Consider the following 12,872-nt stretch of genomic DNA (forward strand, 5'->3'; position numbering starts at 1 on the left):
ATAGGGCGTGTGAGTTTGATAAACTCGTGTCAACGATAAGGACGATATGTGCGAAGTTCATCGAGGCTCGAAACCAAAGTGTTTCAATTAAGAAGCCGGATATACGAACGCAAACCTATCCCTGTCAAAACTCATTGTTTATTCTTGCAATGTTGGAGGAGACCATATACACGCCCTAATCTCTGCTCACTAACAAGGAAATAAAATGAAGTTTAAAACATCTTTAGCACTGCTTGCTGCAGCTAGCTTTTACAGCCACGCAGAAGCTAGCAATACCTTTGACCTCGAAAATGTTTTTGATCTTGAATACGCCAACCAAATAGAAATGACAAAAAATGGCGATACAATTTACTTTGTGCGTAATCGCATGGATATCAAAAGCGACCGTAAAGTCAGCAATATTTGGTCAGTAAACCCAGATGGTAAAACCATGCTACCGCTAACGTCTGGCGTGCATATGGATTACTCTCCGGTGCTGTCACCGGATGAAACTCGCTTAGCGTTTATTTCTACCCGTGATGGTAGCAGCCAAATCTATGTAAAATGGTTAAAAACCGGTAACGTAGCGAAAATTAGTAACCTAACGCAAAGCCCTGGTGGATTAACTTGGACACCAGATGGCAAGCAATTGGTGTTTAGCCAGTTTGTACCAGCAAAATCAGCAAGCCCTGTGTCATTACCGGGTAAGCCTGAGGGCGCTAAGTGGGCAGAGCCAGCTAAATATATTGACGATACTTATTACCGTGCCGATGGCGGTGGCTACTCTGAAAAAGGCTATCGTCACTTTTTTATCATCAGTGCAACTGGCGGCAATGCACGTCAATTAAGCTCAGGTGATTTTGATCACGGCGGAGCAATCAGCTTTAACGAGCAAGGCGATGCGTTCTATTTTTCGGCTAATCGTTATGAAAACAACGAACTACACCCAACTGAATCTGAAATCTATAAACTTAGTTTAGCGGATCGTTCAATTACCCAAATAACAAACCGTAAAGGCCCAGATTCACGCCCTAAAGTCTCACCAAATGGTCGTTACCTTGCATACACAGGCTATGACGACAAAAAGACTAACTATGAAAATAACGACATTTATTTACTTGATTTAAATTCAGGTAAAACCTCAGTGCTCACTGCTGATTTAGACCGTAGCGTCGAAAGCATAAAATGGGATGATAGTGGCAGAGGTCTTTATTTTAGCTACGATAGCGAAGGTAAAACACACCTAGCTTACCAACCTCGTAGTGGTAAACATAAAGTGATTACCTCAGAGATTGGTAGTGTCGCCTTTGGCCGTCCGTATTCGGGTGGTGACTTTGACGTGAGCGAAGATGGTGAAGTTGCATTCACACTTGCAGATACCCAACGCCCAGCTGATGTAGCACTAATTAAGCGCGGTAAAACAGCGCGTTTAACGCAATTAAACGAAGATGCGTTGGGCGACAAAGAACTCGCTAAGGTTGAAGAAATTTGGGTTAAGTCAAGCCACGATGGCTTGGCTATTCAAGGTTGGGTTGCTTACCCACCAGGTTTTGATAAAAGCAAAAAGTACCCACTTATTTTAGAAATCCACGGTGGTCCTGTTGCAAACTATGGCCCTCATTTTAGCCCTGAAGTGCAATTATATGCAGCCAAAGGTAACGTTGTGCTTTATATGAACCCACGCGGCAGTGATTCATACGGTAAAGAATTTGCGCAAACAATTCATCATAACTACCCAAGTAATGACTTTGATGACTTGATGACAGGTGTTGATGCTGTCATCAATAAGGGCTTTATTGATGAGAGCAAATTGTTTGTTACCGGCGGTTCAGGCGGAGGTGTTTTAACAGCATGGATTGTGGGCCATACAGACCGCTTTGCAGCAGCGGTAGTTGCTAAACCTGTCATCAATTGGATCAGTTTTGTACTAACTGCTGACTTCTACCCTTTCTTTGCTGATTATTGGTTCCCTGGTAAGCCATGGGACAACATTGAGCATTACATGAAGCGCTCACCAATAAGCTATGTTGGCAATGTTAAAACACCAACCATGCTGTTAACCGGTGAATCAGACTATCGCACCCCAATTTCTGAAACCGAACAATTTTACCAAGCCTTAAAGCTACAAGGTGTTGATACAGCGATGGTGCGTATTCCTAATGCCTCACATGGTATTACCGCTCGCCCATCAAACCTGATGACTAAAGTAGCCTATATTCAATGGTGGTTTGATAAAAACAGTGGAAATAATTAACGACATCGAGCGAAGCGAGAACATTTCGTTTGCACAAGGTGAACGAATTTCGTGACGCAGTTTCGTTTAACTTATCTCAAATTGCATTAAGCGCGGCTTTATGCCGCGCCATACACAAAACATAAAATAGTTTCACACTTACCTGTAGCAGCGGCTTTATGCCACGTCATTTAATAAAACTATAACGCGGGGTAAACCCGCTGCTACTTTCTCCTTTCTAACTTTTGAATTTCAATCTGATAGCTGACAGCTTTCTTTTCTCTGTAAACCCCCTTTACACTTAAAATGTGATTAACTCCTTACATACTTTTCTCAAATATCGGACATTACCCAAAAAGCAGTTAGTAAAAAATCGGTTTATAGCCAAAATCAGTAACTTGAGTTAGTAAAAAATCGGTTTGTGCCGCTAAAAACCTAGCTTCAGTTAGTAAAATTTTGGTTTGTAAGTGTATGGAGTTGGTAAAAAATCGGTTTATGGCTTGGGTGAGTTAATAAAAAATCGGTTTATAAATCGCTAGATTCTACAAAACAACATTAAATTGCCGTTTATATTACCCATTTTTAACCATTCTAGAGGCTGTACTCAGGCAATAAGCCCTAAATTAAAGCTCATAAGACGGAGGTAGTTAAATCCTGATCTAAAATTATGAGGCTGGTAAATGCGTGATCTGTATTTTTATAAAGCTAGTAAATGGCTGATCCAAGACTTGGTTAAAGAGTGATCCGAACCTACGAGATGCGAGTCTGAAAGCTGATAGCTACAAATGAAAAAGGGCCCGAAGGCCCCTAACAACATTATTGAATAGCTATAAAGGAAATTACAACTTGGTTAGAACTGGTTCATGGTATTTGCTTCACCACCGGCTTTAAGCGCATTTTCACCAGAGAAGTACTCTTTATGAGTATCACCAATGTTAGAACCTGCTAGGTCTTGGTGTTTCACTGATGCTTGCTCACGGCGGATTTCTTGACGTTGTACGTCACGAACATACGCTAGCATCCCTAGGTCGCCGAAATAGCCTTCTGATAGAATATCAGTGCTTAGCGCCGCTGTATGGTAAGTTGGTAGCGTGATTAGGTGATGGAAGATACCCGCTTCACGTGCACCATCTTTTTGGAAGTTTTGCACAAGTACGTCTGCTGCCGCTGCAAGCTCTGTGTCATCCATTTCTGGTGCCATTAATGCCTTATTATCATCGATACTTGGGTAAGCAGATAAGTCTTTACCTTGCGCTTGCCACTCAGCATATACTTGCTCACGGAATTTAAGTGTCCAGTTGAACGACGGTGAGTTGTTGTATACCAGCTTAGCATTTGGTACTTGCTCTTTAACGCGGTTAACAAGCTCAGCGATTTGTTTAACGTTAGGCTTTTCTGTTTCAATCCACAGTAAGTCTGCGCCTGATTGTAAGCTAGTTACACAGTCTAGAACTACGCGGTCTTTCTCTGTGCCTTCACGGAACTGGTATAAACCATTATCTAAACGTGTTGGTTTGCAAAGTTGACCATTAAGCTTCATTGCTGTGTCGCCTTCGTTTAAGTCATCCACACTGTTTACTGGTGTTGTTTCAAGGAACGACGTGTATTGGCTAGCAAGGTCGCCAGGTGTTTTAGATACAGGCACTTTTTGAGTAAGGCTTGCACCTAGTGAGTCTGTACGAGCAACGATGATACCGTTATCAATACCAAGCTCTAAGAATGCGTAACGAACTGCGTTAATTTTTGCTAAGAAATCTTCATGCGGTACTGTTACTTTACCTGCTTGGTGACCACATTGTTTTGCGTCAGATACTTGGTTCTCGATTTGGATAGCACATGCACCTGCTTCAATCATCTTTTTAGCCAGTAGGTAAGTTGCTTCTTCGTTACCGAAACCCGCATCGATATCAGCAATAATTGGCACAACATGGCTTTCGAAGTTATCGATTTTATTTAGCACAGCTTGAACGTCACCGCCGTTTGCTTTCGCTTCGTCTAGGTCTTTATAAAGGTGGTCAAGTTCACGTGCATCAGCTTGCTTTAAGAAGGTGTAGATTTCTTCGATTAGCGCTGGAACAGATGTTTTTTCATGCATACTTTGGTCAGGTAATGGACCGAACTCAGAGCGAAGTGCCGCAACCATCCAGCCACTTAGGTAAACGTAGCTGCGTTTAGTTGTTTTGTTATGACGTTTAATTGCCATCATCATTTGTTGTGCAGTGAAACCATGCCAACAACCTAATGATTGTGTGTATTGGCTGTGGTCAGCATCGTATGAAGCCATGTCTGCACGCATAATGTCTGCAGTGTATTGTGCGATGTCTAGACCCGTACGAAAACGGTTTTGTAAGCGCATACGGCTTGCGTATTCTGGGTTGATTGACTGCCACGTTTTGCCTTGTGTTTGACATAAAGTAGCTAGGTTATCTGTTTCGCGTTGATATGTTGTCATAATAAAATCCTTCGAACGGGTTATCTATTTTTGTTAGTGAGAGTGGCTACTTGGCGTTTGCTTCGTAGCGCTTAATTCAACATTAGGCGGATTTTAAGGATTTAGTAAATTTATAGTTGTTATTGCCACTATATATCTAGTGAATGACAAATAGCCTGCTTATTAGCCTTTTTTACGATATGGTTTAGCCATGAATGATCAATTTAAGCTCGTTTAAAGGACATTATTATGACCACTCTCTCACTTAACGGTTTAAGCGTTGCTCAACAACTAGCACAGTTTGTTGAGCAGCAACTTTTACCAGGAACAGGCATTAGCACAGACACCTTTTGGCAAGGTTTTGCTGAAATCGTCAATGAATTAACGCCAATCAATCGTGCGCTTTTAGAAAAACGCGAACAACTGCAAGCTAAGATTGATGACTATCACAAGCAGCAACCGGTATGGGATGCAGCTAACTATCAAGCATTCCTTGAGGACATTGGCTACCTAGTTCCCGAGCCAGCTAGCTTCAGCATAGAAACAGAACAGGTCGAGCCTGAAATCGCTAGCACTGCGGGGCCGCAGCTTGTTGTGCCTGTGAGCAACGCACGCTTTGCCTTAAACGCAGCGAATGCCCGCTGGGGCTCTTTGTATGATGCGCTGTATGGCACCGATGTATTAAGTGAAGATGACGGCGCAGAGAAAGGCTCTACATACAACCCTGTACGTGGCTTTAAAGTAATGGCTTATGCCCGCCAGTTCCTTGATAAAGCATTACCTTTAGCAAATGGCTCGCATATCGAAAGTACTAGCTATTCAGTGGTTAACAATGAACTTTTAATAACATTACGTGACAGCAGCCAGGTTCGCCTAGCAAACCCTGATCAACTTATCGGTTACCAAGGTGAAGCGCAAAACCCAACCGCTATCTTACTGAAAAATAATGGCTTACATATTGAACTGCAAATCGACCATCATCACCCAATAGGTCAAGCTGATAAAGCAGGCCTTAAAGATGTGCTACTTGAAGCAGCCTTAACAACGATTATGGATTGTGAAGATTCAGTTGCCGCTGTCGATGCCGAAGACAAAGTAAACGTATATCAAAACTGGCTTGGTTTAATGCAAGGTAACCTAGTAGAAGCATTTAACAAAGGCGGTAAAACCATTGAGCGTCGTTTAGCACAAGACCGCCAATATCAAGGTGTGAATGGTGAAACACTTACGCTAAAAGGCCGTAGCATGATGTTTGTGCGTAACGTTGGCCACTTAATGACAACCCCTGCAATCCAAGATAGTGAAGGCAATGACGTGTTTGAAGGCATTATGGATGCCATTATCACCAGCACAGCAGCTCTTCATGACTTAAAAGGTACAAGTAGCCTAAAAAATTCAACGGCTAATAGCATTAATATTGTTAAACCAAAAATGCACGGTCCAGAAGAAGTGGCATTCACTAATACATTATTTACCCGCGTTGAGCAGCTATTAGGCTTGCCTGAAAACACAATTAAAATGGGTATTATGGATGAAGAACGCCGCACTTCAGCTAACTTAAAAGCCTGTATTTTCGAAGCTAAAAAACGTGTTGTGTTCATTAATACTGGCTTCTTAGACCGTACCGGTGACGAAATTCATACTTCGATGCAAGCTGGTGTTGTACTGCCAAAAGGCGCTATCAAACTTGAGCCTTGGATCAGCGCATATGAAGATCGCAATGTTGATATTGGGCTTGCTACAGGACTAAGTGGTAAAGCACAGATTGGTAAAGGTATGTGGCCAATGCCAGATAAGATGGCATTAATGATGGAACAAAAAAGTGGTCACCCGAAAAGTGGTGCAAATACCGCATGGGTGCCCTCTCCGACAGCTGCAACCCTACATGCAATGCATTATCACGATATAGATGTGTTTGCCTGTCAAAAATCGCTTATGGACCGCAAAGAAGCAAGCCTTACCAGCTTACTCACTCCACCGCTTATGAAAGATGCAAGCAGCTTAAGCAAAGAAGATATTCAAGCCGAACTTGATAACAATGCACAGGGTATTCTAGGTTATGTTGTACGTTGGATTGACCAAGGTATTGGCTGCTCTAAAGTACCAGACATCAATCATGTTGGTTTAATGGAAGATCGTGCCACACTGCGGATTTCAAGCCAACACATGGCTAATTGGTTGTATCATGGCGTTTGCTCTGAAGAGCAAATTAGAAAAACTATGGCGCGTATGGCAAAAGTTGTTGATGGTCAAAATGAAGGTGATCCAGCCTACAAGAATATGGCAGATTCTGCCGAAACGTTAGCACAAAGTGTGGCTTATCAAGCAGCGCTAGCCCTTGTACTAGAGGGAGTTAAACAACCTAGTGGCTATACTGAACCATTATTACATGCGTTCCGTATAAAGTATAAGTCGTTAAATTAGCCACTACACAACTCCCCTTCGAGTTTCATGTGTCGTTCCTAGCAGCCTAAGGGCTGCTTTTTTTTGACTAATATCAATTGATACCAATCCGCAATAATACTTAATTATTTTGAGGGATTAAACCTGTCGCTACCTGCGTTAAAAATTTCTGATTTAGAACAACTAAATAACGAAATTTTTGCCTTGTTATCAACAAGGTTTTATTGCCTCAAAATAGACCATTAAATTAAGCGTATTGGTATAAACTCATAACGACAGTGAATACTCATCATTCACGGCATAATAAAAATCTATTAAAAAAGGGGGATTTGTTACCAAATCCCCCTTTTTTACATGCTAATTTCTTAAAAATTAGTTTTTGACAATCGCATTGTGATAAACGTTTTGAACGTCATCACAGTCATCAAGCATAGAAATAAACTTTTCAAAGTTTGCGATATCATCTGGATCAGTGATGTCAGTATGAACTTGTGGAACAAACGTAATCTCGTCTACTTCAAAGTTAATACCTTCAAATGCTTCTTCCAGTGCTGTTTTTGCTTTGTAGTACTCTGTATGAGGAGCGAATACTGATACTTTGCCGTCTTCTACTTCTACATCTGTTACGTCTACATCCGCCATCATCAGCGCTTCTAGCACGACTTCGTCGTCATCACCTTCAAAGCCTAAAACAGCTAAGTGATCGAACATATGGGCTACACAACCAGGTGTGCCAATTTTTGAATCTGTTTTTGTGAACGGTAAACGTACATCTTTGATAGTACGGTTAGGGTTATCAGTTAAACAGTCAACAATAACCATACAATTACCAGGACCGTAACCTTCATAACGTGCTGGTGAATAGTCTTCCCCTGCCCCACCGGCTGCTTTTTTGATCGCGTTATCGATTACATGTGCTGGAACTTGGTCTTTCTTGGCACGCTCAATAATACGCTTTAGCGCTTGGTTAACTTCTGGATCTGGTTCGCCATTTTTAGCAACTACGTAGATTTCTTTTCCGTATTTAGAATTTACTTTTGTTTTTGCATTGGCTGTTTTAGCCATGGCGTTTTTGCGGACTTCAAATGCTCTGCCCATCTTATGCCTCTATGAATACATTTGATAATTGCCGATATTTTAGCAACTCATGACCGCTTGGGCTAGTACTAGGACATTTTGAAAAATAAAAAACTAACAATTAATCTCGGGAAAAATAAAAAACAAGGCTATTTAACATAACACCTTATTTTCTTGGAATGAGTCAACCAAAATAGGTAGTTCTGAAAAGTGATGCATTACATAATCAGCTTGATTTGCGTATTCGGGAATTTCGTCTGGTGCATATAAACAAGCTCGCATATTAGCATTATGGGCTGCTTGTATATCAAATAAATAATCACCAACATAGAGTAACTCTGACTGGTCAAGTTCCCATAATGTAGCAATGGCATTTAAAGCACTTGGGTCAGGCTTAGCTGGCGCATCAGAGCGAGTTAACACTGTTTCTATAGGTAAGGGGTTATTCTTTAATTTAATGGCAGCAGCCCGATCGTAATTACGGGTAACAATAGCCATTGGGATATTATTTTCTTTTAGCCTGGTAATAGCTTCAGCAACACCAGGCAATAAATGAGCGTGCTGAGCATCAATAAGTTCATGTTGATGGACAATATTCATTGCTTCTTCACGCATGTAAGGCGAAGGTAATGATGCAATATAAGCGAGTAAGTCATTCTCGATAGGACAACCTACCTGTGCTTTAATTAACGAAAAATCTAACTCCGATGAAACCAAAGTACCATCTAAATCAAAAATTACGCCACGGATTTTATTGTCATGGATAGTCATATAAATCCCTGTATATGAGAATTGGGAAAATTTTGAAGCCCACTAATAAGATAGTTTACGAAAGAAGTTAATTAAAGGATCAAAGGATTAAAAAAGTAACTTTTTTAATCCTTTAGGATTGCTATTACTCTGGATTTACCGATTCAAACCTTGCTTCAAGCCAGGTATCATCTTGGCTAAAGGTCAGTGTTTTTACCTTACCTTTACCTTCAATATTAACCATATTCACTTGTGCCGGCCAAAGATCGCGAAGTGCACCGTTGCTCATGCGTATGCCATGAATCCCTTCTGGTATCGTGACTTCTTGATAAACCCAAAAGAATTTACCATCAACTTGCGCACCTACATCTTTTAGCTCAAGTGGCTTGCCATCTAAAGTTTGCAGAGCAATATGTGACTCAACGTAGTCAGCAAAACGCTTCTGATCTTCTTTATTAGATAGGATATCAGCATTGCCATCAAATAAATGTTCAACGGCGTGCTCTGTATCGTGTAAATAAAAACGATGCATCAGCTCTATGTTGTTAGTGCGTTTATTAAATAGCACAGTTGTCACAGACGCTTTTAACTGGTGCGCCATGCTTGGCGCACTCAGTATTAAAGCAAAAATAATGGCCGCGAAGCGCATTATTGTTGCTCCTGGGCATCTTTTTCGTCGTCCTTTTTCAGCTCAGTTTTAATATCTTGCATGATATCGCGGCTAACTTTCGCTTTACTCTTTTCACGTTTGTACACTTCAATGCGTGATGGAATAATACGACGCGGGTAGTTATTGTTTTCTACATCAACGTCCGCTGTTTCCCAGCGCGGATCGACTGTAACAGACACTAGGTTTTTACCTTTATCGGTTACAATTAGCTTTTGTACATGCTTGTGGTTACGACGCCAGATTTCAGCCGGAATGTACTTTTCTTCTTTCGTACCATCTTCATAAGTAAGCTCTAATAAGATAGGCATTACTAAGCCACCTAAGTTTGAGAACTCAAGTACGTAGTAGTTTTTATCTTCTTTGATTGCACGCTCAAACGTTTTACGTTCCCAAGGCTCTAAACCTTTAAGGAATTTGTTATAAGCGTTACGCTCTTTGTTAGTTACTGTGAAGCGGTCGTTTTCGTCGTAGAAGTCAGTCACATCAGGATTTTCTTCAACCCATAGTTTTTTACCTTCTTCTTTATTACGTTTTACGAATAACGGCATTGGCTTGTCTGCTTCGATATCACGTAAACGATTAAAGTCGATATCAGGGTTTTTCGTATCTAAACGCAGTTGGTAAACCTTGTCTAGCGAGATATCAACGTGATCTGTGGTGTAGAACCAACCACGCCAGAACCAATCTAGGTCAACACCTGACGCTTCTTCCATTGTACGGAAGAAATCAGCAGGAGTAGGGCGCTTGTACTTCCAACGCTGTGCATATTCTTTAAATGCAAAGTCAAATAGCTCTCGACCAAGGATCACTTCACGTAAAATGTTAAGTGCGGCAGCAGGCTTAGTGTAGGCATTAGGACCTAAACGTAATACGCTGTCAGACTGGGTCATAACTGGTACTTGGTTTTCAGACTTCATGTATGCAACAACATCGCGAGGCTCAACACCCCAAGGAATTGTGTGGTCCCACTCACGACCAGCAACACCATCTAAGAAACTGTTAAGACCTTCATCCATCCACGTCCACTGACGTTCGTCTGAGTTAACTACCATTGGGAAGTAGATGTGACCTACTTCGTGGATAACAACGCCGATTAAGAAACGTTTTTCTGCTTGTGAGTAAGTACGAGTACCGTCGTCTTGTAAATCAGTTCGCGGACCATTGAAGGTGATCATAGGATATTCCATACCACCTACAGGGCCATTGACTGACTGAGCCACTGGATAAGGGTAGTCAAACGAGAAGCGCGAATACACTTCCATTGTATGAACTACAGCTTCAGTAGAGTACTTCTTCCAAAGGTCGCCACCTTCTTTCGGGTAGAAAGACATCGCCATAACTAATGGCTGATCTTTACCACCTTGATGATAGCCTTTGGCATCCCACATAAATTTACGCGAAGACGCCCACGCAAAGTCACGTACGTTCTCAGCTTTAAAATGCCATGTTTTAGTTTTATCGGTGCCTTCTTTCTCGTTTTCTAACGCTTCTTCTTCAGTCACGATGAAAACAGGGCGCTTAGCATCTTCAGCTTGCTCAAGGCGCTTACGCTGCGTGCTAGTTAGAACACGGCTTGGGTTATCAAGTTTACCAGTTGCAGATACAATGTGATCAGCAGGAACGGTTAACTCAACGTCATAGTTACCAAATTCAAGAGTAAACTCACCACTACCTAAGAAGGCTTTATTCGTCCATGCTTCATAATCAGTGTAAGCAGCAAGACGAGGGAACCATTGCGCTAATAAAAAGATATCATTGCCATCTTCTTCAAAATGTTCATAACCCGAACGTGCACCAACGGCATCTTCTTCAACAATGTTAAAGGCGAAGTCCATGCTGAACTCAACGTCTTTACCCGGTTTAAGCGGTTCGTTTAAGTCGATACGCATTAATGTATCTACTACAGTAACTTTAAGCTCTTTTCCGTCTTCGTCTTTAACATTGGCGATTTGATAACCCAGCTCGTTGTCGGCCATAAATTGCTGACGACGTAGCTGTCCTAAACTCAATTTAGTTGATTTTGGCTGAGGGTCACCTTGCAATGTTTTACCATTAAAAGTTGATGTCATTTCAGCAATTGAGTCAGATTTAAAGATATTTTGGTCTAGTTGTAACCAAAGATACTTTAAAGTGTGCGGCGAGTTATTTTTATACTCGATAGTTTGGCTTGCTGTTAAGCGGCGTTTCTTTTCATCAAGCTTTGCATCAATTTCGTAGTTTACTTGCTGTTGCCAGTAATGCTCAGCAGGTTCACCTGCTGCACTACGGTAAACGTTTGGAGTTGGAAGTGCTTCATCTAGCTGACGGAACTTGTCAACGAATGAGCCTTTAGTTTGCTCAACAGATGACGCCATGACAGCTGAAGATACTGCTAAAGGCAATACCAAAGCACTCAACTTGAGAACTGCTTTTTTCATTGTTAATCCTGTAATTAATTTGCAAGCATACCATCGCAAACTGCTAACAAAGTTGCAATAAAATAACGATAAAGCGCGGTATTTTTCGGGTAGTATTCGATGTTTTACTGAGGTCCTATTTTTCACAAAAAAAATAGCTTCGATTAACTTCCTGTAAACCCCCTTTACAAAACACTGGTTAATTTTAGTTCAGCACTAATTCATCCCAAAGTATTACAGTTAAGAAGTAAATACTCTGCTTAAATTCTAGTTAATGATGAAAGGGTGATTAGATGAAGTTTTATATTGTAAAAAAAGACTCTCGTTTAGCAGCCATTCCTGCTCAAGAATCGATTCTAAACGAGTACAAAGAACGCGGATTTGAATTTGTTGAAGTCATTGCTGCATGCGATGAGTCAGATGCATTGTCTCGAACCACTCCAAGTGTAACTGGGTCTAAAAAATGGTTAATTTACCCTACTGCACTAGTAATTTTATCCTTAATTGCCATTATTTTTGCAATAAATTAAATTTTGCGACATTTGCTATTGAAATTCACTGCCATTTGTATTTAAAATCGCCCACTTTTTTGATTTTGGGGTCTGTTGTGCGTTTGTTCAAACCCCAAATGTTTTGGTAATCAGCATAGAATTCGGTGAGCTTATGGATTTCTATATCCTAAAAAAACAACAAGAACTAATTGCAATTCCAGCGGACGAACAAAATTGTAAACAGTACCTAGATTCAGGGTATTTTTATATCGACAAAGTAGCGGCATGTAATGAAACAAATGCCCTTAAAATATTGCAAGCTAAGCAAACAAAAGCACTTAAAGTACCTTTGATAATGGCATTATTAGCTCTGCCTATGGTGATTTTTGCTTGGTATAGCTTAAGTTAACAAACCAGGCTGGGCATCTTGCCTCAGCTTAGG

Annotated in this window: 9 protein-coding genes; 4 read left to right on the top strand and 5 right to left on the bottom strand. The window is 41.0% G+C overall.

Annotated elements, in window-relative coordinates:
• The first annotated feature begins 205 nt into the window (after window positions 1-205).
• Window positions 206-2,233, top strand: a complete 2,028-nt coding sequence (locus J8Z25_RS19315; RefSeq protein WP_130053003.1) for a S9 family peptidase — start codon at window positions 206-208, stop codon at window positions 2,231-2,233.
• A gap of 829 nt (window positions 2,234-3,062) precedes the next feature.
• Here the strand turns inward: J8Z25_RS19315 and J8Z25_RS19320 are convergent.
• Window positions 3,063-4,664, bottom strand: a complete 1,602-nt coding sequence (locus J8Z25_RS19320) for an isocitrate lyase (protein WP_250662085.1) — start codon at window positions 4,662-4,664, stop codon at window positions 3,063-3,065.
• Window positions 4,665-4,892: 228 nt separating this feature from the next.
• On the opposite strand from J8Z25_RS19320, the gene J8Z25_RS19325 reads away from it, so the two are divergent.
• Window positions 4,893-7,067, top strand: a complete 2,175-nt coding sequence (locus tag J8Z25_RS19325) for a malate synthase G (protein WP_502934607.1) — start codon at window positions 4,893-4,895, stop codon at window positions 7,065-7,067.
• Window positions 7,068-7,418: 351 nt separating this feature from the next.
• Here J8Z25_RS19325 and J8Z25_RS19330 read toward each other — a convergent pair whose 3' ends face one another.
• From J8Z25_RS19330 to J8Z25_RS19345, 4 genes are all read right to left on the bottom strand, one after another.
• Window positions 7,419-8,144, bottom strand: coding sequence for a YebC/PmpR family DNA-binding transcriptional regulator (locus tag J8Z25_RS19330; protein WP_054553380.1), 726 nt, complete (start codon window positions 8,142-8,144; stop codon window positions 7,419-7,421).
• A gap of 132 nt (window positions 8,145-8,276) precedes the next feature.
• A complete protein-coding gene (locus tag J8Z25_RS19335; protein WP_130053006.1) occupies window positions 8,277-8,894 on the bottom strand; it encodes an HAD family hydrolase in 618 nt (205 codons plus the stop codon).
• Between the two features lie 124 nt (window positions 8,895-9,018).
• Window positions 9,019-9,522 (bottom strand): DUF6702 family protein, encoded by a 504-nt coding sequence (locus tag J8Z25_RS19340; RefSeq protein ID WP_130053007.1) that lies wholly within the window; start codon window positions 9,520-9,522, stop codon window positions 9,019-9,021.
• Window positions 9,522-11,960 (bottom strand): M1 family metallopeptidase, encoded by a 2,439-nt coding sequence (locus J8Z25_RS19345; protein ID WP_130053008.1) that lies wholly within the window; start codon window positions 11,958-11,960, stop codon window positions 9,522-9,524. The genes J8Z25_RS19340 and J8Z25_RS19345 overlap by 1 nt, the downstream gene beginning before the upstream one ends.
• Window positions 11,961-12,232: 272 nt before the next feature.
• Between J8Z25_RS19345 and J8Z25_RS19350 the strand changes: the two genes are divergently transcribed.
• Both J8Z25_RS19350 and J8Z25_RS19355 read left to right on the top strand, forming a co-directional pair.
• Window positions 12,233-12,469 (top strand): hypothetical protein, encoded by a 237-nt coding sequence (locus tag J8Z25_RS19350; RefSeq protein WP_167657327.1) that lies wholly within the window; start codon window positions 12,233-12,235, stop codon window positions 12,467-12,469.
• Between the two features lie 133 nt (window positions 12,470-12,602).
• Complete coding sequence (locus J8Z25_RS19355) at window positions 12,603-12,839, top strand: hypothetical protein (RefSeq protein WP_130052326.1); 237 nt, start codon at window positions 12,603-12,605, stop codon at window positions 12,837-12,839.
• Window positions 12,840-12,872: the final 33 nt, after the last annotated feature.

The organism is Pseudoalteromonas sp. SCSIO 43101, from assembly GCF_023650775.1.
GTDB classification, from domain to species: Bacteria; Pseudomonadota; Gammaproteobacteria; order Enterobacterales; family Alteromonadaceae; genus Pseudoalteromonas; species Pseudoalteromonas apostichopi.